The 20,966-nt window shown below is 64.9% G+C and carries 22 protein-coding genes and 1 other RNA gene; 14 read left to right on the top strand and 9 right to left on the bottom strand.

Features of this window, described 5'->3' with window-relative positions; translation table 11 throughout:
• The first annotated feature begins 1 nt into the window (after nt 1).
• A complete protein-coding gene (locus tag KYK29_RS04725) occupies nt 2-1,033 on the top strand; it encodes a peptidoglycan -binding protein (RefSeq protein WP_254689680.1) in 1,032 nt (343 codons plus the stop codon).
• A gap of 61 nt (nt 1,034-1,094) precedes the next feature.
• Here the strand turns inward: KYK29_RS04725 and KYK29_RS04720 are convergent, their stop codons facing one another.
• Nucleotides 1,095-2,924 carry an ABC transporter transmembrane domain-containing protein gene (locus KYK29_RS04720; protein WP_254689679.1) on the bottom strand — a complete coding sequence of 610 codons (1,830 nt, stop codon included), beginning with the start codon at nt 2,922-2,924 and terminating at the stop codon, nt 1,095-1,097.
• A gap of 189 nt (nt 2,925-3,113) precedes the next feature.
• Between KYK29_RS04720 and rpmE the strand changes: the two genes are divergently transcribed.
• Complete coding sequence (gene rpmE, locus KYK29_RS04715) at nt 3,114-3,335, top strand: 50S ribosomal protein L31 (RefSeq protein ID WP_119256699.1); 222 nt, start codon at nt 3,114-3,116, stop codon at nt 3,333-3,335.
• Nucleotides 3,336-3,517: 182 nt separating this feature from the next.
• On the opposite strand, the gene rcdA is transcribed toward rpmE, so the two are convergent.
• From rcdA to KYK29_RS04700, 3 genes are all read right to left on the bottom strand, one after another.
• On the bottom strand, nt 3,518-4,036 hold the full coding sequence (rcdA, locus tag KYK29_RS04710; RefSeq protein WP_254689678.1) for a protease adaptor protein RcdA: 519 nt from the start codon (nt 4,034-4,036) through the stop codon (nt 3,518-3,520).
• 382 nt (nt 4,037-4,418) lie between these two features.
• Nucleotides 4,419-4,607 carry a DUF1192 domain-containing protein gene (locus KYK29_RS04705; protein WP_254689677.1) on the bottom strand — a complete coding sequence of 63 codons (189 nt, stop codon included), beginning with the start codon at nt 4,605-4,607 and terminating at the stop codon, nt 4,419-4,421.
• Nucleotides 4,604-5,881 (bottom strand): MFS transporter, encoded by a 1,278-nt coding sequence (locus KYK29_RS04700; protein ID WP_254689676.1) that lies wholly within the window; start codon nt 5,879-5,881, stop codon nt 4,604-4,606. The genes KYK29_RS04705 and KYK29_RS04700 overlap by 4 nt, the downstream gene beginning before the upstream one ends.
• Nucleotides 5,882-6,033: 152 nt before the next feature.
• Here KYK29_RS04700 and KYK29_RS04695 point away from each other — a divergent pair, with 152 nt between their 5' ends.
• Complete coding sequence (locus tag KYK29_RS04695) at nt 6,034-6,189, top strand: hypothetical protein (protein WP_254689675.1); 156 nt, start codon at nt 6,034-6,036, stop codon at nt 6,187-6,189.
• A 231-nt stretch (nt 6,190-6,420) separates the two neighbouring features.
• Here the strand turns inward: KYK29_RS04695 and KYK29_RS04690 are convergent, their stop codons facing one another.
• From KYK29_RS04690 to tkt, 3 genes are all read right to left on the bottom strand, one after another.
• On the bottom strand, nt 6,421-7,620 hold the full coding sequence (locus tag KYK29_RS04690; RefSeq protein WP_254689674.1) for a phosphoglycerate kinase: 1,200 nt from the start codon (nt 7,618-7,620) through the stop codon (nt 6,421-6,423).
• 77 nt (nt 7,621-7,697) lie between these two features.
• Nucleotides 7,698-8,699 (bottom strand): type I glyceraldehyde-3-phosphate dehydrogenase, encoded by a 1,002-nt coding sequence (gene gap / locus KYK29_RS04685; protein WP_254689673.1) that lies wholly within the window; start codon nt 8,697-8,699, stop codon nt 7,698-7,700.
• A 73-nt stretch (nt 8,700-8,772) separates the two neighbouring features.
• Entirely contained in the window at nt 8,773-10,755 is a 1,983-nt protein-coding gene (gene tkt, locus KYK29_RS04680; protein ID WP_254689672.1) for a transketolase, read from the bottom strand.
• Between the two features lie 319 nt (nt 10,756-11,074).
• Here tkt and KYK29_RS04675 point away from each other — a divergent pair, with 319 nt between their 5' ends.
• The 3 genes from KYK29_RS04675 (at nt 11,075) to ssrS (ending at nt 12,103) form a co-directional block, all read left to right on the top strand.
• Entirely contained in the window at nt 11,075-11,347 is a 273-nt protein-coding gene (locus KYK29_RS04675; RefSeq protein WP_254689671.1) for a DUF4164 domain-containing protein, read from the top strand.
• 135 nt (nt 11,348-11,482) lie between these two features.
• Entirely contained in the window at nt 11,483-11,854 is a 372-nt protein-coding gene (locus KYK29_RS04670) for a cell division protein ZapA (RefSeq protein WP_254689670.1), read from the top strand.
• A gap of 92 nt (nt 11,855-11,946) precedes the next feature.
• Nucleotides 11,947-12,103, top strand: a non-coding RNA gene (gene ssrS, locus KYK29_RS04665) — 6S RNA.
• A 102-nt stretch (nt 12,104-12,205) separates the two neighbouring features.
• On the opposite strand, the gene tal is transcribed toward ssrS, so the two are convergent.
• Nucleotides 12,206-13,168, bottom strand: coding sequence for a transaldolase (gene tal / locus KYK29_RS04660; RefSeq protein ID WP_254689669.1), 963 nt, complete (start codon nt 13,166-13,168; stop codon nt 12,206-12,208).
• 290 nt (nt 13,169-13,458) lie between these two features.
• Here tal and KYK29_RS04655 point away from each other — a divergent pair, with 290 nt between their 5' ends.
• The 4 genes from KYK29_RS04655 (at nt 13,459) to KYK29_RS04640 (ending at nt 16,882) form a co-directional block, all read left to right on the top strand.
• A complete protein-coding gene (locus KYK29_RS04655; protein WP_254689668.1) occupies nt 13,459-14,445 on the top strand; it encodes a sugar-binding transcriptional regulator in 987 nt (328 codons plus the stop codon).
• A gap of 108 nt (nt 14,446-14,553) precedes the next feature.
• Nucleotides 14,554-15,138, top strand: coding sequence for a 5-formyltetrahydrofolate cyclo-ligase (locus KYK29_RS04650; RefSeq protein WP_254689667.1), 585 nt, complete (start codon nt 14,554-14,556; stop codon nt 15,136-15,138).
• Nucleotides 15,139-15,147: 9 nt separating this feature from the next.
• Complete coding sequence (locus tag KYK29_RS04645) at nt 15,148-15,972, top strand: TIGR00282 family metallophosphoesterase (protein ID WP_254689666.1); 825 nt, start codon at nt 15,148-15,150, stop codon at nt 15,970-15,972.
• A gap of 163 nt (nt 15,973-16,135) precedes the next feature.
• Entirely contained in the window at nt 16,136-16,882 is a 747-nt protein-coding gene (locus tag KYK29_RS04640; protein ID WP_254689665.1) for a YebC/PmpR family DNA-binding transcriptional regulator, read from the top strand.
• A 36-nt stretch (nt 16,883-16,918) separates the two neighbouring features.
• Here KYK29_RS04640 and KYK29_RS04635 read toward each other — a convergent pair whose 3' ends face one another.
• Nucleotides 16,919-17,920 (bottom strand): LLM class flavin-dependent oxidoreductase, encoded by a 1,002-nt coding sequence (locus KYK29_RS04635; protein ID WP_254689664.1) that lies wholly within the window; start codon nt 17,918-17,920, stop codon nt 16,919-16,921.
• A gap of 258 nt (nt 17,921-18,178) precedes the next feature.
• On the opposite strand from KYK29_RS04635, the gene ruvC reads away from it, so the two are divergent.
• The 4 genes from ruvC (at nt 18,179) to KYK29_RS04615 (ending at nt 20,961) form a co-directional block, all read left to right on the top strand.
• The gene (gene ruvC / locus KYK29_RS04630) at nt 18,179-18,691 is read left to right on the top strand and encodes a crossover junction endodeoxyribonuclease RuvC (RefSeq protein ID WP_254689663.1); all 513 of its coding nucleotides are present in this window, start codon (nt 18,179-18,181) and stop codon (nt 18,689-18,691) included.
• An 81-nt stretch (nt 18,692-18,772) separates the two neighbouring features.
• Nucleotides 18,773-19,390 (top strand): Holliday junction branch migration protein RuvA, encoded by a 618-nt coding sequence (gene ruvA / locus KYK29_RS04625; protein WP_254689662.1) that lies wholly within the window; start codon nt 18,773-18,775, stop codon nt 19,388-19,390.
• A gap of 40 nt (nt 19,391-19,430) precedes the next feature.
• Nucleotides 19,431-20,471 (top strand): Holliday junction branch migration DNA helicase RuvB, encoded by a 1,041-nt coding sequence (gene ruvB / locus KYK29_RS04620; protein WP_254689661.1) that lies wholly within the window; start codon nt 19,431-19,433, stop codon nt 20,469-20,471.
• Nucleotides 20,464-20,961 carry an NUDIX hydrolase gene (locus tag KYK29_RS04615; RefSeq protein WP_254689660.1) on the top strand — a complete coding sequence of 166 codons (498 nt, stop codon included), beginning with the start codon at nt 20,464-20,466 and terminating at the stop codon, nt 20,959-20,961. Before ruvB ends, KYK29_RS04615 begins: the two co-directional genes overlap by 8 nt.
• Nucleotides 20,962-20,966 lie beyond the last annotated feature (5 nt).

Here is a 20,966-nt window from a genome sequence, read left to right as displayed (position 1 = left end):
GATGGCGCTCGCCCGCAACCGTCGCAGCCAGCGCACCGTCGATTACTGGCCCGGCTTCGTCGATGCGCTTTCGACGCTGCTTCTCGCCATCATGTTCCTGCTCACGGTTTTCGTGCTGGCCCAGTTCTTCCTCAGCCGCGAGATTTCCGGCAAGGACGACGTGCTCAACCGGCTGACGAGCCAGATCAACGAACTGACCCAGCTCCTGGCGCTGGAAAAGAGCGGCAAGCAGGATCTGGAGGATGCGCTGGCCAATCTTCAGGCGTCGCTCGACCAGTCGGAAGACGAGCGCTCGCGCCTCCAGCAGCTTCTCGACCGGGGAACCGGCGCGGCGGGCGAGGCCAATGCGCGCGTCGGCACGCTGACGCGGGAACTCGATACGGAAAAGCAGGTGAGCGCCCGCGCCATGAGCCAGATCGAGCTGCTCAACCAGCAGATCGCCGCATTGCGCAGCCAGATCGCGGCGGTTGAGGAGGCGTTGCAGGCCTCCGAGGCGAAGGACGAGGCGTCGCAGACGAAGATCGCCGATCTCGGCCGCCGTCTCAATGTGGCGCTTGCCCAGCGCGTACAGGAACTCAACCGCTATCGCTCGGATTTCTTCGGACGATTGCGTGAGATCCTTTCCGACCGCGAGAATATCCGGATCGTCGGTGACCGCTTCGTGTTCCAGTCGGAAGTGCTGTTTCCCTCCGGCGGCAGCGACCTGAACGAGGCAGGTCAGGCGGAGATGAAGAAGCTCGCCGCCGCGCTGATAGACCTTGCGCGGGAGATCCCGCCGGAAATCACCTGGGTGCTGCGCGTCGACGGACATACGGACAATGTGCCGCTCAGCGGCACCGGCCGCTATCGCGACAACTGGGAGCTGTCCTCGGCCCGCGCGACGGCGGTGGTGAAGTTCCTGATCGCCAACGGCGTGCCGGCAAACCGGCTGGTTGCGGCCGGATTCGGCGAATTCCAGCCGATCGCCGAAGGCGACGATGCCACGGCGCGCGCGACCAACCGACGGATCGAACTGAAGCTCACCGAGCGTTAGAAACAAAAAAACGGAGCATTTCCGGCGCACTCCGGTTCCCGGCAATTGCCCCCAAGAGGCGTCAGGCGGTCGCCTGCGCCGGGTTCTCGTCGAGAAAAGCCTGGCCGCCATGGTCGAATTGCAGGCGGGCGAGGCGGGCGTAGAGACCGTCGTGGCGGATCAGCGACTGGTGTGTGCCTTCCTCCACCACCCGCCCGCTTTCCATGACGAGGATGCGGTCGGCCTTGAGCACGGTGGCGAGACGATGGGCGATGACGATGGTGGTGCGGGTGCCCATCTGGCCCTCCAGCGCCTTTTGCACCAGAGTCTCGCTTTCGGCGTCGAGTGCCGAGGTGGCCTCGTCGAGCAGCAGGATCGGCGCATCCTTCAAGATGGCGCGGGCAATGGCGATGCGCTGGCGCTGGCCGCCGGAAAGGGTAACGCCTCTTTCGCCGACGGGCGTGTCGTAACCCTTTTCCATATGGAGGATGAATTCCTCGGCCTGGGCGGCGCGCGCGGCGGCGCGGATCGCCTCCTCGCCGGCATCCGGCATGCCGAAGGCGATATTGTCGCGGATCGTCGCGGCGAAGATCGTCACGTCCTGCGGCACCATGGCGATACGCCGGCGCAATTCACCGGGATCGGCGGCGCGAAGATCGATGCCGTCCAGCGTGATGCGGCCGGATTCGGGATCATAAAAACGCAGCATCAGCGACAGGATCGTGCTCTTGCCGGCACCGGAGGGGCCGACGATGGCGACCGTCTCGCCGGGCGCGACCGAGAAGCTCAGGCCGTTGACGCTGCGATAGCCCGGCCGGGCGGGATAGGAGAAATGCACGTCCTCGAAAGAGAGCGCCCCCTGTGGCGGCACGGGCAGGGCAACGGGCGTGGCCGGTGCGGTGATGACCGCCGGTTCCTCCAGCAGTTCCGTCAGCCGCTCGGCGGCACCGGCCGCCTGGGAAAGCTCTCCCCAGACTTCCGAAAGCGCGCCGAGGCTGCCGGCCGCGAAGACGGCATAGAGCAGGAACTGGCCGAGCGTTCCGGCCGAAAGCGTTCCCGACAGCACGTCGCGGGCGCCGAACCAGAGCACGGCGACGACCGATCCGAAGATCATGGCGATGGCGAAGCCGGTGAGAAACGAGCGGGCGCGGATCGCCCCGCGCGCCGCGCCATAGGCGTCCTCGACGGCGGCGGAGAAGCGGTCGCGGGCGGCGGCCTCGGCGTTGAAGGCCTGAAGCGTGCGGGTGGCGCCGATCGCCTCGCTGGCATAGGCGGTGGCCGCGGCAAGCGTGTCCTGCGCCTGCCGGGAACGGCGGCGTACGGAGCGGCCGAAAGCGATGAGCGGGAAGACGATCAGCGGAATGGCCGCGAGAACGAGACTGGAGAGCTTCGGGCTCGTGTAGACCATCATGGCGATGGCGCCGAGGCAGAGAATGAGGTTCCGCAGGGCCACCGAGGCGGTGGCGCCGACCGCCGACTTGATCTGGGTGGTGTCGGCGGTGAGCCGCGACACGATCTCGCCGGACTGGTTGACGTCGAAGAACGCGGGCGAGAGTGTCGTCACATGGGCGAAGACATCGTGCCTCACGTCGGCGACAAGGCGCTCGCCGAGGGTGATGACGAAATAGTAGCGCGTGGCGCTGGCCAGCGCGAGCAGGCCGGCGAGCGCGAAAAGCATCATGAAATAGGTATTGATGAAGCTGGCGTCGGCTCCGCTGAAGCCGTGGTCGATCATGCGTCGCACGGCGACGGGCAGGGCCAGCGTCGTCACCGCCGCCGTCACCAGCGCCACCACGGCGCCTGCGACGAGCCGACGGTAGCGGGCGAGATAAGGCAGAAGCCTGCCAAGGGGGCGAATCGTTTTGCGTCCGGTCCGCGCTGTCGCGGCGGTTTGTCTGTCTACGGCCACCATGCCCTCGTTTCCAGTGCCTTGCGGCATGAATTCACTTTCGGCTCTTGTTATCCGGATGGCCATCATGTATAGGCTCGCCATCGAATTGGGAAGCCGTAGGTCCAGCCGACCACGGCTTCTTACGTCTTTGGCTCCGCTGCCGCAATGCGTTGCGACAAATGGCCACCCGGAACAGGCAGGAAGATTGTCATGAAGGCTGATATCCATCCCGAGTACCACACGATCAAGGTCGTGATGACCGATGGCACCGAGTACGAAACCCGCTCGACCTGGGGTTCGGAAGGCGCGACGATGAACCTTGAAATCGACCCGAAGTCCCATCCGGCCTGGACGGGCGGCAATCAGCAGCTCATGGACCGCGGCGGCCGCGTTTCCAAGTTCAAGAAGCGCTTCGAGGGCCTCGGTCTCTAAGACCTGCTTCCTGCGGAAAGATTTCAGAAACCCGGCTTCGGCCGGGTTTTTTGTTGTCCGAAGCCGGCTCTTCCGGCGATCCGGACCGGATGTAGCGACAGGAATGGCCGGGACTGGCCGGCCGTGCAGACAATAAAAAAACCCGGCCGAAGCCGGGTCCGGGTCATCGCGGGCCGGTTGTCTCAGTTGCCGCCGAAAGCGGTCTGGAGCAGGTTGATCTGGGCCTGTACGCTGTTATGGCCATCCGCCTCGAAGGCCGGCATCTCCTGCGGCCGGTAGATTTCGCGGTCGAGCAGCGCAACGCGGTTCTGCAGCCGGAGCGAGCGCTCGATGAGGTCGCGAAAGGCTTCCGGCAGCTCATTCCAGCCGGGCGCGGTGCGATCGACGTTGAAGCTGTCGAGACGGACCTTGCTCTTCTCGGAGAGAACCTGGTCGCGGCTCATTTCGCCGCTGTTGACGGCGCGCTGGAGGAGCAGCCAGGAGGCCATCTGCATCAGGCGGGTGGTGAGGCGCATCGATTCGGCCGCATAGAGCACGGAGGCCATGCGGGGCAGGACTTTCGAGGCCTGCCGGCCGACGCCGTCGAGGTAGCTCGCCGTTTCCTCTACCAGACCCATGCCTTCCGCATAGAGGGAAGTGAACTGTGCCGACGACGCGACATGGCCTGCGAAGCTGACGGTGTTCAATCCTCTTTCGGACATGATCTCATCCCTGTTGAAACGCAAAACGCTACGGACGACAGCATGGCGTGCCGGAAACGGGCTGGTTCCACCTTGCCGCCTGTCAGTCCAAAGATGATCCCTTAGCGCACTTCGCGCAAGGGTATTCTTAAGAAAGGGTTAATCTCCACAATTCTTTCGGCGCCCGGAGCGATAGGCAAAAAAAGAGCCGCAAAAGCGGCTCTCAAGGTAAAACAGGGAGAAAATCAGACCCATTCGCCAAGCGGTGAAAATGTCTGAATCCGACAGGAGCCGGATATACTGTTAATAGCAGTTAAGGCTTAACGGGCGGTTAACTTTATTCGGATTGCGTCCGGCCGCGTGATATTCCTGCCGAAACGATCCCGCTTCGGCGGGAAATGCTTTAGCGGAACAGGTTTTCCGCCGAAGCCCGGCTGGCGCCCTTTCTCGCTTTTTCCTCTTCCAGCCTGGTGATCTCCCGATGCAGAAGATCGATGCGGGCGGCAAGCTCCTCCACCGACAGGTCCGAAAGATCGCTGCCGATCTCATGCGCCATCTTGCGGGCGGGGCGGTCGTCGTCGTTGAGGCTCATGGCGTTTTTTCTCCCGTCGGATCGTCGCCGCCCGACGACGGCGCAAGCGCGCGCGGCGAAAGTTGCAGGCTTTCCGGCGTCGTCATCGTGCCGGGGTTGATGGTGGTGTAGGCGTCGCGCATTTCCGCGGGCATGGCGGCGCGCACCCGGCTGCGGACGATGGCGTAGGCGCTGATGAGGACATGGGCGAGGCCCGTCACCAGGAACAGCGCATAGGGGCTGATCGAGGACATGACGGGGCCGCCGATGGTCGGCCCGATGATCGTGCCGATGCCGTAGAGCAGCAGCAGGCCGCCCGAGACCTTCACGAAGTCCTCGGCGCTGGCGAAGTCGTTGGCATGCGATACGGCGATCGGATAGAGCGAGTTCGCGGCCGCGCCATAGATGGCGGTCAGGGCGAGCAGCAGAACGACGGAAACCGGCTGGAAGACGAAGAGCGCAATTCCGGCAAAGGCGGCCACCGCCGAGAGCGCGGCCAGCACCATGCGGCGGTCTATCCGGTCGGAGACGCGGCCGGCCGGAAGCTGCATGATCGCGCCCGCGAAGATGGCGACGCTCATCATCACCGCGATCGTGCTGGCGGGAAGGCCGACATTGGCGCCGAATACCGCGCCGAGCGTTCCGAAGGCGCCATTGGCGATACCGACCAGCAGGATGCCCACGCAGGCGATGGGAGAGGTTCTGAACAGGGCGGGAATATCCAGCCGCACCTGCTTCAGCGGCTGCGGCGAAGCGGCGGTGGAAAGCGTCGTCGGCAGCATGGCGAGGCAGTAGAGAATACCGGTGACCATGAAGAGGACGGTCGTCGTCACGTCGCCGAGCGCCACCGTCATCTGGCCGCCGACGGTGCCGACGAGGGTGATGGCGATATAGAAGGAGAAGATCGCCCCGCGGCTTTCGTTGGTCGCCCGTTCGTTCAACCAGCTCTCGATGATCATCGAGATGCCGGCGATGGAAAAGCCGGTGACGGCGCGCAGCACCACCCACCAGTAGGGATCGACGAGGATGCCGGTCAGAAGCGCGATGATGGCGATCAGCGACGCGAAGCCGGAAAAGGCGCGCACATGGCCGATGCGCTTGACCACGGCCGGCGCCAGCAGGCAGCCGAGCACGAATCCCGAGGCCCAGGACGTGCCGAGAAAACCGAGGATCGTGGTTTCATAGCCTTCGAAGGCGCCGCGCATCGGCAGCAGCAGGCCGTGCAATCCGTTGCCCAGAAAGAGGAACAACGTGCCCAGCAGGAGAGCGAAGACGGAAATAAGGTTTGTTCGCATGGTTCTACCGCAACGTCGCCGATCCCGAAGCAATAGCCTACCGGCAGCCGAATGCCAGATGCAAAAAAGCAAGGGTGCGTCTTTTTCGATGTCCGCGCTGATCGCTTGGAAAAATGTCCGGGGTGTGACAGGAACGGGCAGGAGAAACCGTCATGTCGAAAATCCTGCCCGCCCTTCTGATCGTCGCGATGGCGCTGCATGTCATCCGGCCGCTTGGGCTGCCCGGTCTCCGGCGGCGTGGCGATTTCTGGAAGATCGCGGTGGCGGCGCTCGCGTTGATGGCGCTGACGGTCCTGCTGCGGTCGTGAAAAAGCAAAAGGGCCGTGCAATGCACGGCCCCCATGAGCTTGGTCCGATCGGGACCCGGGCCTTGCGGCCCGTCGGAAGGCGTTTCAGAGCGAGGGCTGCCTCGCTTCCTTCACCACTCCCATGTCCGTAGCCGGAGCCAAATTCTCATTAGACATCGGATCACCTTCCTTTCTGTTGTTGACGTTGAGCCAAAGTGTAGACGATCCGTCCGTTCTTGCAAGCCCGAAGGCTCAGGCCTGCCGCTTGAGGGCGTCGACGCCGGGCAGGGCCTTGCCTTCCATCCATTCGAGGAAGGCGCCGCCGGCCGTCGAGACATAGGTGAAACTGTCGGCGACGCCGGCATGGTTGAGGGCCGCCACGGTGTCGCCGCCGCCGGCGACGGAGAGGAGCCTGCCTTCCTTCGTGCATTCGGCGGCGTGACGGGCGGCGGCCACCGTCGCCTTGTCGAAGGGGGCGATCTCGAAGGCGCCGAGCGGGCCGTTCCACACGAGCGTGGCTGCGCGGGAAATCCAGGCATTGACGGTCTCGACCGACTTCGGCCCGACATCGAGCATCATCGCGTCTGCGGGGATGGCGTCTATCGCGACGACCTGGTTTTCGGCATTCGCCTTGAACTCCCGGGCGACGACGCCGTCTTCCGGCAGCACGATGGCGCAGGTGGCGGTCGCCGCCTCGATCATGATCTGCTTGGCCGTCTCCGCAAGATCGTGCTCGCAGAGCGACTTGCCGACATCGACGCCGCGCGCGGCGAGGAACGTATTGGCCATCCCGCCGCCGATCACCAGCGCGTCGACCTTCTTCACGAGGTTCAGGAGCAGGTCGATCTTGCTTGAGACCTTTGCGCCGCCGACGATGGCGACGACCGGCCGGGCGGGGCTGCCGAGACCCTTTTCAAGAGCCTCCAGTTCGGCCTGCATGGTGCGGCCGGCATAGGCGGGCAGCAGCCGGGCCAGTCCCTCTGTCGAGGCATGGGCGCGATGGGCGGCGGAAAAGGCATCGTTGACGTAGATGTCGCCATTGGCGGCGAGCGCCGCCGTGAAGTCCTCGGCGTTCTTTTCTTCGCCCTTGTGGAAACGGGTGTTCTCCAGCAGCAGGATATCGCCGTCCGCCATGCCGGCGACGGCCGCGGCAGCCGTGTCGCCGATGCAGTCGGCGGCGAAACGGACCGGCTTTCCGAGCACCGCGCTTGCGGCCGGCAGGATCTGCTCCAGGGACATCTCCGCAACGGGCTCGCCCCTGGGCCGGCCGAAATGCGCGAGCAGGATGACCCTGGCGCCCTTGCCGGAGAGTTCGAGGATCGTCGGCGCGACGCGCTCGATACGGGTCGTATCCGTGACCTTCCCGTCCTTGACCGGCACATTGAGGTCCACGCGCAGGAGAACGCGCTTGCCGGCGAGATCGGTGAGGGTGTCGAGGGTCTTGAAGGTCATGGGCGCCGCTCCTGGATTTCGTCGTCAGTCATGAAGGGCACCCGGACGCCGGGGTCCGGGTGCCTTGTGTCGTCTCGTCAGATCAGCTTGCCCATGGCGACAGCCGTGTCGGACATACGGTTGGAGAAGCCCCACTCGTTGTCGTACCAGGACAGGATGCGCACGAGATTGCCTTCGAGGACCTTCGTCTGATCGGCGGCGAAGTTGGACGAATGGGCGTCATGGTTGAAGTCGATCGAAACGAGCGGGCCCGTGACATAGTCGAGAATGCCCTTCAGCTCGCCGTCGGCGGCGGCCTTCACCGCCGCATTGACTTCTTCGGCCGTGACGTTGCGCGACGGTACGAACTTCAGGTCGACGACCGAGACGTTCGGGGTCGGCACGCGGATCGACGAGCCGTCGAGCTTGCCCTTGAGTTCCGGCAGCACGAGGCCGACGGCCTTGGCCGCGCCGGTCGAGGTGGGGATCATCGACAGGGCCGCCGCGCGGGCGCGATAAAGGTCCTTGTGCATCGTGTCGAGCGTCGGCTGGTCGCCCGTATAGGCGTGGATCGTCGTCATGTAGCCCTTCTCGATGCCGAAGGCCTTGTGCAGGACATAGGCGACGGGCGCCAGGCAGTTCGTGGTGCAGGAGGCGTTCGAGATGACAAGGTCGTCGCTCGTCAGCGTGTCGTGGTTCACGCCGTAGACGATCGTCTTGTCGGCGCCGTCGCAGGGCGCCGAAACGATGACGCGCTTGGAGCCGTTGGAGAGGTGGGCCGCCGCCTTTTCCTTCGTCGTGAAGATGCCGGTGCATTCGAGCGCGATATCGACATCGCTCCACGGCAGTTCCTTCGGGTCGCGGATCGCGGTGACGCGGATCGGGCCGCGGCCGACGTCGATCGTGTCGCCGGAAACGGTCACGGTGCCCGGAAACTTGCCGTGTACCGAATCGTAGCGCATCAGGTGGGCATTGGTCTCGACCGGGCCGAGGTCGTTGATCGCCACGACCTCGATATCGGTGCGGCCGGATTCGATGATGGCGCGCAGGACGTTGCGGCCGATACGGCCAAAGCCGTTGATGGCAACTTTCACAGTCATTTCGGTTCTCCTATCTAAAATCTGTCGGCGGACCCGGGGTGCGTGGGCGCGGATCGGACCGCGCCCCCGACGCTCAGGAGAGCCTGGCTTCCGCAGCGGCGATCACGGCTTCCGGCGTGATGCCGAAATGCTTGTACAGTTCCTTGTAGGGTCCGGACGCGCCGAACGAGGACATGCCGATGAAGGTGCCGTCTGCGCCGATGAAATGGTCCCAGCCCTGGCGGATGCCGGCCTCGACGGCGATCTTGACCGGCGAATTGCCGATGACCGCTTCCTGATAGGCGGCCGGCTGCTCCGCGAAAAGCTCGACGCAGGGAACGGAGACGACCCGGGTGGAGATGCCCCTGGCGGTGAGCGTCTGGCAGGCTGAAACGGCGATTTCCACCTCGGAACCCGAGGCGAAGATCGTCACCTGGGCGTCGCTCGCCGAAATCAGGTCGTAGGCGCCCCGCGCGCAGAGGTTTTCCTCTTCGTATTCGGTGCGCGCCGGCGTCAGGTTCTGGCGCGTCAGCGCCAGGCACGACGGGCGATTGTGGCTTTCAAGCGCCAGCTGCCAGCATTCCACCGTTTCCGTGGCGTCGGCCGGGCGGAAGACCAGCAGGTTCGGGATGGCGCGCAGCGCGGCCATATGCTCGACCGGCTGGTGGGTCGGGCCGTCTTCGCCAAGGCCGATGGAGTCATGCGTCAGCACATGGATGACGCGAATGCCCATCAGGGAGGCCAGGCGGATCGACGGGCGGCAATAGTCCGAGAAGATCAGGAAGCCGCCGGAATAGGGGATGAGGCCGCCATGCAACGCCATGCCGTTCATCGCCGCCGCCATGCCGTGCTCGCGGATGCCGTAGTGGATATAGCGGCCGGAGAAATCCGTCGGGGTGATGGACCTGGTCTGGCTGGTCTTGGTGTTGTTCGAGCCGGTGAGGTCGGCCGAGCCGCCGATCGTCTCGGCGAGCACGCCGTTGATGACTTCCAGCGCATCTTCCGACGCCTTGCGGGTGGCCGGGTTCGGCTTCGTTTCGGCGAGCTTCTTCTTGTAGGCGGCGATCGCCGTATCGAGGCCGCCTTCGAGTTCACCGGCGAAGCGGCGGACGAATTGCGCCTTCTTCTCGGCGTCCGTGCTGTTCAGCCGGTCTTCCCATTCCTTGTGGGCCTTGGCGGAACGCAGGCCGGCAAGGCGCCAGGCGTCGAGCACGTCGGAGGGGATGGAGAAGGGGTCCGAATCCCAGTTCAGCGCCTTGCGGGTGGCGGCGATCTCCTCGGCGCCCAGCGGCGATCCGTGGACCTTGGCGGTGCCGGACTTGGTCGGCGCGCCGAAACCGATGGTGGTCTTGCAGGCGATCATCGTCGGCTTGTCGGACTTCTGGGCTTCCTCGATCGCTGCGGCGATGGCGTCGGGATCATGGCCGTCGATGGCGATGGTATGCCAGTTGGAGGCGCGGAAGCGGGCGTGCTGGTCGGTCGAATCGGCCATGGAGATCGGGCCGTCGATGGAGATGTTGTTGTCGTCCCAGAAGACGATGAGCTTGTCGAGCTTCAGGTGGCCGGCCAGCGAAATCGCTTCCTGACTGATGCCTTCCATCAGGCAGCCGTCTCCGACCAGCGTATAGGTGTAGTGCTCGATGAGATCCGAGCCGAATTCGTCGCGCAGCTTGCGTTCGGCGATCGCCATGCCGACGGCGTTGGCGATGCCCTGGCCGAGCGGGCCGGTGGTCGTCTCGATGCCGGCGGCATGACCATATTCGGGATGACCGGCGGTCTTCGCGCCGAGCTGGCGGAAGTTCTTGATTTCGTCGATCGTGATGTCCTCATAGCCGGTCAGATAGAGCAGCGAATAAAGGAGCATCGAGCCGTGGCCGGCCGACAGCACGAAACGGTCGCGGTTCGGCCATGCGGGGCTCTTCGGATCGAACGACAGAAAGCGGGTGAAGAGGACCGTTGCGATATCCGCCGCGCCCATGGGCAGGCCGGGGTGGCCGGAGTTAGCCTTTTCCACGGCATCCATGGAAAGGAACCGAATCGCATTCGCCATCCGGTCGTGTTTTTCGCGAGAGATCATGACTGTTCCGTATCCTTCGAGGTATCAGGGCCGACCTCGTTCCCGAGCATCGGTGGGAAGCGGCTGACACATAGCAGGTGCTTCGTCGGAGTCAACGAATTCGGCCGCTCCGGGGCCGGCCGCGATGCCGCAGGGCCGGGCTTCGGGCGCGCGCGGCGCGCCTTGCGGCGGATGACGGCGGCGGCCGTCCACAGCGCAGCTTTCCTGCGGGAAACCATGCGGTTGACGGTACTGGCCGCAGTTGAATACTCTTGCGGTAAGGCGGATCGGCGTTGGCGACGGCGATTCGCGATTTTTGGCGCATGCCGGTGAAGGCTTCATGACGAACGGGGACACAGTCAGGGCGGCGATCGAGGAACTGCGAAAGGCGCTCGCCGGTCTCGACAACGCGCTCGACATGCGTTTCGATCGCGAACGCGATCAGGGCGAAGTCGAGAGCGAGGTCCGGCGCGTGAACGCCGACCGCTCGCGGCTGGCGCAGGAACTGGACCAGTCGGAGTTTAGGGCGAACCGCCTCGAGGAGGTGAACCGCGAGGTCTCCCGCAGGCTCGTCACCGCCATGGAAACCATCAGGGCGGTGCTCGACCGCTAGAGCATTTCCAGCAAAAGTGCGCAGCGGTTTTACGTCCGGAAATGCGGCTAGGACAAAGAGCATTTCCAGCAAAAGTGCGCCGCGGTTTTGCGTCCGGAAATGCGGCAAAAATCTCAGGCGGATACAGGTAGCGACATGGCACAGGTAACGGTATCGATCGACGGCAAGGCCTATCGCATGGCGTGCGAGGAGGGGCAGGAGGCCCATCTGGAAGAGCTTGCCGCCGGGTTCGACCGCTATGTCGTGCATCTCAAGAGCCAGTTCGGCGAGATTGGTGACCTGCGGCTCACGGTGATGGCGGGCATCATGGTCATGGACGAACTGAACGAGACGTCCCGACGGCTCGGCCGCATCGAGAGCGAAGTCGAGGAACTGCGCGCCGGCCGCGAGGGGGCGATGTCGGACGTGGCGAAGAAGGAAGAGAGTATCGCGCTGGCGCTGGGCGAACTGACGAACCAGATCCAGGGCATGGCCGCGAAGCTTTCCGTCAAGCCGGCGGTCAACTGAGCGGCGGGACGGGCGGAAATGGATCGCCGGACACTGGCGGAAATCGATCGCCGGAGACTGGCGCAGAAGGCGCTTTCATCCTATATAGCTAAGGCGGTCTGCGCTCCCCGACAGGCAACACTTTCCCCGGGGCCGTACGCGATCTCTAGGGAGCTGTCCCTATCCGGGCCCGTGGGTTCGGATATACGGCGCCCACCTACTCTGTAGGTTCCCGGGATCGTAAAACGCCATCGGTTGCGTGGACCGCGCTTTTCCTTTCTCGGCGCCTTCTTGTTCCCGGTTTCCCATCGGGAGATGAAAAAGGGCCGCCCCGAAGGACGACCCTTTCGATTTCACCGATTGCCGGAGACTTCAGGCGGCTGCCTGCATCTGCTTGTCGATGATGGTGCGCAGATTGCCGAGGTCCTTGGCGAAGCCGCGCAGACCTTCGGCGAGCTTTTCGGTGGCCATGGCGTCGTCGTTCAGCATCCAGCGGAAGGTCTTCTCGTCCATGTGGATCGGCGCGACCTTGCCGGCCTTTTCCGGCGAAAGCCTGCGTTCCAGCGAGCCCTGTGCCGCGTCCAGTTCCTCCAGCAGCGCCGGGCTGATCGTCAGGCGGTCGCAGCCGGCCAGCGCTTCGATCTCGCCGATGTTGCGGAAGGATGCGCCCATGACGATCGTGCCGATGCCGTTGGACTTGTAATAATCATAGATCCCACGGACCGAGACCACGCCCGGATCCTCTTCCGCCGTGAAGGTCTTGCCGGTCGCCTTGACGTGCCAGTCGAGGATGCGCCCGACGAAGGGCGAGATCAGGAACACGCCGGCGTCGGCGCAGGCGACGGCCTGGGCCAGGTTGAAAAGCAGCGTCAGATTGCAGTCGATGCCTTCCTTCTGGAGCACTTCCGCCGCGCGGATGCCTTCCCAGGTGGAGGCCAGCTTGATGAGGATGCGCTCGCGACCGATGCCGCGCGCCTCATAGGCCTTGATGAGCGAGCGGGCCTTCTCGATCGAGGCTTCGATGTCGAAGGAAAGATCGGCGTCGACTTCCGTGGACACGCGGCCGGGCACCAGTTCGGAGAGCGCCGCGCCGACGGAGATCGCCAGGCGATCGGCGACCGCGGCGACGACCGCCTCGTGATTGCCGCCCTGCGACTGGCCCCAGCGAATCGCCTCGCCGACGGCGTCGGAGAAGGCGGGCATGGCCAGCGCCTTGAGCACGATGGTGGGATTGGTGGTGCAATCGACCGGCTTCAGGCGGCGCACGGCTTCGATGTCGCCGGTGTCCGCCACCACGGTCGTCATTGCGCGGAGTTGTTCAAGCTTGGATGCCATATCCGAAATCCCGAATGATTGCAGTCGGGTCAAATTCCATGGCGGAATGTCGGCCCTACCTGATGTTTCACAACGAGCGCCCGGCGTGGCCGACGCCGTTTGTTCGTCGATCGTCACACCGGCCGTCATAACCAGTCGCCGGCGAAAGTTCGCCGGTTCGCAGGACTGGACTATCGAACCGCAGCGAGGTTAAAGTCAAGCACTTTTGATCAGGCGAGTGGACATATGTCGCTTTTGCGCCGGTTTCCCCGCCGCCTTATGGCGATGCGACGAGCAGGAAGGGAGGCGAAGTGGCACGGCTTCGACGCGACAGGCATACCGCCTACTCGGAAACGACAACGCTGCGGCTGCGGGCTGCGTGGCTTTATTATAACCAGGGCCTGACCCAGAAGGATGTGGCGGAACGGCTCGGCGTCAGCCGCACCACCATCATCCGCATGCTCGACGAGGCCCTGAAGCGCGCCGAGGTGCAGATCTGGATCGACGGCGGCATCGGCGACTGCGTGGAACTGGCGGTGCGGCTGGAAAACGCCTTCGGCATCGACGAGGCGATCGTGGTTCCGTCTGCGGACACGGTGGACGGAAACGCCAAGAATGTCGGTCTCGCGCTCGGGCGCTTCCTGTCGGAGGCGATCCCCGACGACAGTATCGTCGGTGTCGGCTGGGGGCGCACGCTGACGGCGTCGCTCGCAAGCTTCCGTCCGGTGCGGCGGGCCGGCGTGAAGGTCGCCTCGCTTCTCGGGGGGCTGGTCGAGGCGCATCATATCAACCCTATCGAGTATACCTGGCGGCTGGCGAGCCAGCTCGGGGCGGAATGCTATCTTTTTCTCGCGCCGCTCATCGTCGATTCGGCCGCCACCAAGCGCAGCCTGATCGAGCGCTGCGGCCTCGGGACGCTTTTCGAGCTTGCCGAGAAAATGGATATCGCGGTGGTGAGCTGCGGCGACATCGGCCCGCAGATGACCTCGCTGACCCGTACGTTCCTGCCGCAGGAGGTGCTGGACGAACTCGTCGCCGCCGGCTGCGTCTGCGATACGATGTGCAATTTTCTCGATGCGGAAGGGCGTACGATCGACCATCCGATCCGCGATCGGGTCATGTCGATCGACCTCGATTCGATCAGCAAGACGCAGCATATCGTGCTGGTTTCCGGCGGCGCCAATCGCGCCGCCGCCATGCGGGCGACGATCCGCCGTATCGGCTGCAACACGCTGATCACCGACGAAGGCGCGGCGCAGGAACTGTTACGCCTGAACGCAGCGACGGCGGCGGCCTGAGCGCCGCCGGCCCGCGGCTGCGGAAAAGCCCGCCCGTCCCCTTTCGGGCTGCCCGCCTTAGCTGCTAGAGCAATTCCGGAAAAGGCGGCAAGCGGCAGGAGGGCCGGCGTGACGGAACGGGAACGGAAGGCGGCGATCAGAAACGAGCGCCTGGCGCGGCGCGACGCAATGCCGCCGGAGGTGCGTATCGAGGCGAGCCTGGCGATGGCCGATCATGCCGGCGAGGCGATCGCGCTTTCGCCCGGCAGCGTCGTTTCCGGTTTCTGGCCGATCCGCTCGGAGGCCGACGTGCGGCCCCTGCTGGCGCGGCTGCGCGCGCGCGGCGCGCGGCTTTGCCTGCCGGTGGTGCTGGACCGCGAGACGATTGTCTTTCGCGAGCTGGTTGCGGGCGCGCCGGTGGTGAAGGCCGGTTTCGGCACGATCGGGCCGGGAGCGGAAGCGGAGGAACTCGATCCCGATATCCTGCTGGTGCCGCTTTCGGCCTTTGATGCCAGGGGCCACCGCATCGGCTATGGTGCCGGCCACTACGACCGCGCCATCGGGCGTCTGCGCGAAAAGGGCCGGCGGCCGCAGCTGATTGGCGTTGCGTTCGACTGCCAGGAAGTGGCATCAGTGCCCGCGGAACCGCATGACGTGGCGCTCGACGCCATCCTCACCGAAAGCGGGTTTCGTATGTTTCAACAGGCATTCTAAGGCGGATCGATGCGATTTCTCTTTCTCGGCGACATGGTGGGCAAAACCGGCCGGACGGCCGTCTGGGAGCGCCTGCCGGGGCTGATCGGTGACTTCAGGCTGGATTTCGTGGTCGTCAACGGGGAAAACGCGGCCGGCGGCTTCGGCATCACGGAAGAGATTTTCCACGAAACGATCAATGCCGGCGCGGATGTGGTAACGACCGGCAACCACGTCTGGGACCAGAAGGAGGCGGTGACCTTCGCCAGCCGCCACGACCGGTTCCTGCGGCCCGCCAATTATCCCGCCGGCACGCCGGGGCGCGGCGCGAATGTCTTTATGGCGAAAAACGGCGCGCGGGTTCTGGTGGCCAACATCATGGGGCGTGTCTTCATGCATCCGGAACTCGACGATCCCTTCACCGCCGGCGAGGCGATCCTCGCCTCTTGCCCGCTCGGTGAACAGGCGGATGCGGCGATCTTCGATTTCCATGCCGAGGCGACGAGCGAGAAGCAATGCTTCGGGCATTTCGTCGACGGACGCGCCAGCGTGGTGGTCGGAACCCACACGCATGTCCCGACCGCCGATTGCCAGATCCTCAATGGCGGCACCGCCTATATGTCGGATGCCGGCATGTGCGGCGATTACGATTCCTCGCTCGGCATGGACAAGGAGGAGCCGCTCAACCGCTTCATCTCGAAAATGCCGAAGGGCCGTTTCGAACCGGCGCACGGGCCGGCGACGATCTGCGGCATGGCCGTGGAGATCTCCGACCGGACGGGGCTTGCCGAGAAGGTCGCGCCCTTGCGTCTCGGCCCGCGCCTTGCCGAAACCGTTCCGGCGTTCTGGGCCTGACGGCGCAGGCTTTCTTCGCTCGCCCGCTGGACGGCGGGCGGCAAGGAAATTATAAGGCGGCATTCCAAAAAACGGGGCACGGGACGGACGCCGGAGGCGACGGGTGCCCCGCCACCGACAACGGCGCCTCGTAACAGGGGCCGCCAAACGATACGGGGTTGCCATGGCTGGCCATTCACAGTTCAAGAATATCATGCACCGTAAGGGCCGGCAGGACGCCGTGCGGTCGAAAATGTTCTCCAAGCTCGCCCGCGAGATCACGGTCGCGGCGAAGTCGGGCATGCCCGATGCGGCGATGAACCCGCGCCTGCGTCTGGCGATCCAGAACGCCAAGGCGCAGTCGATGCCGAAGGACAATATCGAGCGCGCGATCAAGAAGGCGGCCGGCGGCGACGCGGAGAATTACGAGGAAGTCCGCTACGAGGGCTACGGTCCGGGCGGCGTCGCCGTCATCGTCGAGGCGCTGACCGACAATCGCAACCGCACCGCCTCCTCCGTCCGCTCGACCTTCTCCAAGGCCGGCGGCGCGCTTGGCGAGACCGGATCGGTCTCCTTCTCCTTCGACCGGGTCGGCGAGATCGTCTACAAGCTTTCGGCGGGCGATGCGGACACGGTCATGGAAGCCGCCATCGAGGCCGGCGCCGAGGACGTGACGACGGATGAGGACGGTCATACGATCCTCTGCGGCTTCGAGGATATCGGCGAGGTTTCCAAGGGGCTGGAAGACAAGCTCGGCGAGGCCGAGACCGTCAAGGCGATCTGGCAGCCGCAGAACACGGTGCCGGTCGACGAGGAAAAGGCGCGCTCGCTGATGAAGCTCATCGATACGCTCGAAGACGATGACGACGTGCAGAACGTCTATTCGAACTTCGAGGTCTCCGACGAGGTTCTGGCCAGGCTTTCCGCCTGATCGCTCCGGATTTTCCGGTCAGGCTGCGGCTGCCGGTCAGGCCGCGCCTGCAAGCATCCGCTGCGCTTCGGCGAAAAGCCGCACCGAGCGCAGCCGCGCCTCGATGTCGTGAACCGGCATCGACACGATCAGTTCGTCGGCGCCGGTCAGCGAGAGGAAATCGGCGATCTTGCGCCGGATCGTCTCCGGCCCGCCGACCACCGCATATTGCAGTGTGTGCTCCACCATCAGCCGCTCCTGCTCGCTCCACCGGCCGTCCATGGAGTCGACCGGCGGCGGGAAGGCGGTCGGCGTGCCGCGGCGAAGCTGAACGAAGGATTGCTGCATCGAGGTGAAAAGATGGTCCGCCTCGGCGTCCGTCCCGGCAGCCGTTCCCATGACGCCGACCATGACATGGGGCCGGTCGAGATATTGCGACGGTTCGAAGCGTTCGCGGTAGATCTCCAGCGCCGACAGCAGCATGTCCGGCGCGAAATGCGAGGCGAAGGCGAAGGGCAGTCCCAGCATGCCCGCAAGATGCGCCGAATAGTGGCTCGATCCGAGCAGCCAGACGGGAACGTTGCTGTTTGCGCCGGGTACGGCGAGGACCTTCCGGTCGGGATGCGGGGGGCCGAGGAACTGCATCAGTTCCACCACGTCCTGCGGGAAGCGCTCGGCTCCGCCGTCGAGGTTGCGGCGCAGCGCCCGAGCCGTCTGCATGTCGGTTCCCGGCGCGCGGCCGAGGCCGAGGTCGATACGATCGGGAAAGAGGGCGGCGAGCGTGCCGAACTGTTCGGCGATGACCAGCGGCGCATGGTTGGGCAGCATGATACCGCCCGCGCCGACGCGGATCGTCTTCGTGCCGGCGGCCACATGCTGGATGACCAGCGAGGTCGCGGCGCTGGCGATGCCGGCCATGCCGTGATGCTCGGCGAGCCAGAACCGGCGGTAACCCTCGGCTTCCGCCTCCTGCGCCAGCCGGCGCGAATCGGCCAGCGAGCGGGCGACGCTGCCGCCTTCGATGATGGGGGAAAGGTCGAGGATGGAGAAGGGCACCATGGCGGCCTCGCTGTAAGCAGATCTGATCGTTGCCCCATGTAGGTTCAGTTTCATGAAAACCAAACGGAACCGGCGAAATTCCCGCGGCAAGCGGTTCCGGCTTTCATTCAATCGGTAGAACCGCTCTCTCTTTTTGTTTTCGCCGCAATTCCGGACGGAAAGCCGCTTCGCACTTTTCCTGGAATTGCTTTGGCCCGATGTATTCGTTTTGTTCACATTTCGCTGGCAGGGTCCGCTGGAGGGAACTAGGATTGCGGCATGCAGGAAGTGATTCGTATCATCGGTATCGATCCGGGGCTTCGGCGCACCGGCTGGGGCGTTATCGAGACGCTTGGCAACTCCCTGCGCTTCGTCGCCTCGGGCACGGTGACGTCGGATGGCGACATGGATCTGGCCTCGCGCCTCTGCCAGCTTCACGACGGGCTTGCCGGCGTGGTTCATGACTATGGTCCGGACGAGGCGGCGGTCGAGCAGACCTTCGTCAACAAGGACGCCACCGCCACGCTGAAGCTCGGCCAGGCGCGAGGGATCGCCATGCTGGTGCCGGCGCGCGCCGGACTGCGCGTCGCCGAATATGCGCCCAATGCCGTCAAGAAGGCGGTCATCGGGGTCGGCCACGGCGACAAGAAGCAGATCCATATGATGCTGAAAGTGCTGATGCCGAAGGCGACCTTCGTCGGCAGTGACGCCGCCGATGCGCTTGCCATCGCCATTTGCCACGCCCATAACAGACAGGGCCTGTCCGGCCGGCTGGCAAAGCTCGCCGGCTGATTTTTCGCGTCGCTGCGACCGCGCCCGTCTCCGGGCGCTGCGCATCACCTTCCCGAAACATATCCCTGAACGGACCTTTCCATGATCGGCAAGCTCAAAGGCACAATCGACGAGATCGGCGACGATCATGTGATCCTCGACGTGCACGGCGTCGGCTATGTCGCCTTTTGCCCGGCGCGCACCCTTTCCAGGCTCGGTTCGCCCGGCGAGGCGGCGGTGCTGTTCATCGAGACCTATGTGCGGGAGGACCAGCTCCGGCTGTTCGGCTTCCTGACGGCGCTGGAGCGGGAATGGTTCCGGCTGCTGCAAAGCGTGCAGGGCGTGGGCTCGAAGGTGGCGCTCGGCGTCCTGTCGACCCTGACGCCGGGCGAGCTTGCAAACGCCATCGCGCTTCAGGACAAGACGGCCGTATCGCGGGCGCCCGGCGTCGGGCCCAAGGTCGCCGTGCGCATCCTGACGGAATTGCGCAACAAGGCGCCGGCCTTCGCCGGGGAGGCTTCCGGCGCGATCGGCCTGAAACAGGAGATCGGCGAGGGGGCCGCTTCGGCTCCGGTCACGGACGCCGTGTCGGCGCTCACCAACCTCGGTTATTCACGCGACCAGGCGGCCAACGCCATCGCCGCCGCGCTCAAGAACGGCGGAGAGGGAGCCGACAGCGCCCGACTGATCCGTCTCGGCCTCAAGGAATTGTCGCGGTGAGACAGTTGCCTTCCCGGCCTGACGATGGGATGAGGGGCGCATGAGCGAGCCGAACAGACTGCTGTCGCCGGAAAAGCGCGGCGAGGACATCGATACCGCGCTGCGGCCCCAGACGCTGGACGATTTCACCGGCCAGAAGGAGGCGCGCGCCAACCTCAAGATCTTCATCGAGGCGGCGAAGAACCGCGGCGAGGCGCTCGACCATGTGCTTTTCGTCGGCCCGCCCGGCCTCGGCAAGACGACGCTCGCCCAGATCATGGCGAAGGAACTCGGCGTCAATTTCCGCTCGACCTCCGGTCCGGTCATCGCCAAGGCGGGAGATCTGGCGGCGCTTCTGACCAATCTGGAAGAGCGCGACGTGCTGTTCATCGACGAGATCCACCGTCTCAATCCCGCGGTGGAGGAAATTCTCTATCCGGCGATGGAGGACTTCCAGCTCGACCTGATCATCGGCGAGGGGCCGGCTGCGCGCTCGGTGAAGATCGATCTGTCGAAATTCACCCTCGTGGCGGCGACCACCCGTCTCGGCCTGCTGACGACGCCGCTGCGCGATCGGTTCGGCATTCCGGTGCGGCTCAATTTCTACACGGTGGAGGAACTGGAATCGATCGTGCGGCGCGGCGCGCGGCTGATGGGCCTCGGCATGACGGACGAGGGTGCGCGCGAGATCGCCCGGCGCGCCCGGGGCACGCCGCGTATCGCCGGCCGGCTCCTGCGCCGCGTGCGCGATTTTGCGGAGGTGGCGCGCGCCGAGGCGGTGACGCAGGTGCTCGCCGACGAGGCGCTGACGCGGCTTCTCGTCGACACCATGGGCCTCGACCAGCTCGACCGGCGTTATCTGTCGATGATCGCGCATAATTTCGGCGGCGGACCGGTGGGGATCGAGACGATCGCAGCGGGGCTTTCGGAACCGCGCGACGCCATCGAGGACATCATCGAGCCCTATATGATCCAGCAGGGCTTCATCCAGCGCACGCCGCGCGGCCGCGTGCTGACGGCCAACGCCTGGAAACATCTGGGATTGATGCCGCCGAAGGATATCGAAACCGTACAGTTCCGCATGGGATTCGAGGATGAGTGAGCCGGCGCGCCACATGATCCGCCTCGATCGCAAGCCGCAGCTGTTCAGCTTCCGCGTGGCCGGGCTATTGTTTTTCCGGGGGCATATCCTGGCCCAGCGCGCGGTGGGAGACGATTACTGGGCGCTTCCCGGCGGGCGGGCGGAGATCGGTGAAAGCTCGGAAGAAACGATCCGGCGCGAGATCCAGGAAGAATTGCATCGGCAGGCGCGCATCGAGCGCCTGTTGTGGACGGCCGAGAATTTTTTCGCCTACGACGGCTATGCGGCGCATGAACTCGCCTTCTATTACCTGATCGGCCTTGCGGAGCCCTTTCCGTTCCATGAAAGCGAGATCGTCCACCGGGTCGAGGACGGGGTGGAGGTGGAGTTCCGCTGGCTGCCGGCGACGCCGGAAGCGCTCGTCGAGCATCGGCTGAAGCCGCAATTCATCGGCGAACGCATCGGGCGGCTGCCGGCGTCGAGCGAGCACGTCATCGTTCGCGAAGGATAAAGGCC

This window comes from Shinella daejeonensis, from assembly GCF_024281235.1.
Lineage (GTDB): Bacteria > Pseudomonadota > Alphaproteobacteria > Rhizobiales > Rhizobiaceae > Shinella > Shinella daejeonensis.
This window is presented reverse-complemented; position numbering and strand designations above follow the sequence as displayed.

Bases quoted from the DNA above. Each gene is read 5' to 3' on its own strand.
- KYK29_RS04720 (WP_254689679.1), bottom strand. From the start codon at position 2,924: ATGGTGGCCGTAGACAGACAAACCGCCGCGACAGCGCGGACCGGACGC.
- KYK29_RS04615 (WP_254689660.1), top strand. From the start codon at position 20,464: ATGAGTGAGCCGGCGCGCCACATGATCCGCCTCGATCGCAAGCCGCAG.
- KYK29_RS04645 (WP_254689666.1), top strand. From the start codon at position 15,148: ATGCGATTTCTCTTTCTCGGCGACATGGTGGGCAAAACCGGCCGGACG.
- rcdA (WP_254689678.1), bottom strand. From the start codon at position 4,036: ATGTCCGAAAGAGGATTGAACACCGTCAGCTTCGCAGGCCATGTCGCG.
- KYK29_RS04670 (WP_254689670.1), top strand. From the start codon at position 11,483: ATGGCACAGGTAACGGTATCGATCGACGGCAAGGCCTATCGCATGGCG.
- rpmE (WP_119256699.1), top strand. From the start codon at position 3,114: ATGAAGGCTGATATCCATCCCGAGTACCACACGATCAAGGTCGTGATG.
- KYK29_RS04635 (WP_254689664.1), bottom strand. From the start codon at position 17,920: ATGGTGCCCTTCTCCATCCTCGACCTTTCCCCCATCATCGAAGGCGGC.
- KYK29_RS04690 (WP_254689674.1), bottom strand. From the start codon at position 7,620: ATGACCTTCAAGACCCTCGACACCCTCACCGATCTCGCCGGCAAGCGC.
- ruvA (WP_254689662.1), top strand. From the start codon at position 18,773: ATGATCGGCAAGCTCAAAGGCACAATCGACGAGATCGGCGACGATCAT.
- tkt (WP_254689672.1), bottom strand. From the start codon at position 10,755: ATGATCTCTCGCGAAAAACACGACCGGATGGCGAATGCGATTCGGTTC.
- KYK29_RS04675 (WP_254689671.1), top strand. From the start codon at position 11,075: ATGACGAACGGGGACACAGTCAGGGCGGCGATCGAGGAACTGCGAAAG.
- KYK29_RS04640 (WP_254689665.1), top strand. From the start codon at position 16,136: ATGGCTGGCCATTCACAGTTCAAGAATATCATGCACCGTAAGGGCCGG.
- KYK29_RS04725 (WP_254689680.1), top strand. From the start codon at position 2: ATGGCGCTCGCCCGCAACCGTCGCAGCCAGCGCACCGTCGATTACTGG.
- KYK29_RS04705 (WP_254689677.1), bottom strand. From the start codon at position 4,607: ATGAGCCTCAACGACGACGACCGCCCCGCCCGCAAGATGGCGCATGAG.
- ruvB (WP_254689661.1), top strand. From the start codon at position 19,431: ATGAGCGAGCCGAACAGACTGCTGTCGCCGGAAAAGCGCGGCGAGGAC.
- gap (WP_254689673.1), bottom strand. From the start codon at position 8,699: ATGACTGTGAAAGTTGCCATCAACGGCTTTGGCCGTATCGGCCGCAAC.
- ruvC (WP_254689663.1), top strand. From the start codon at position 18,179: ATGCAGGAAGTGATTCGTATCATCGGTATCGATCCGGGGCTTCGGCGC.
- tal (WP_254689669.1), bottom strand. From the start codon at position 13,168: ATGGCATCCAAGCTTGAACAACTCCGCGCAATGACGACCGTGGTGGCG.
- KYK29_RS04695 (WP_254689675.1), top strand. From the start codon at position 6,034: ATGTCGAAAATCCTGCCCGCCCTTCTGATCGTCGCGATGGCGCTGCAT.
- KYK29_RS04700 (WP_254689676.1), bottom strand. From the start codon at position 5,881: ATGCGAACAAACCTTATTTCCGTCTTCGCTCTCCTGCTGGGCACGTTG.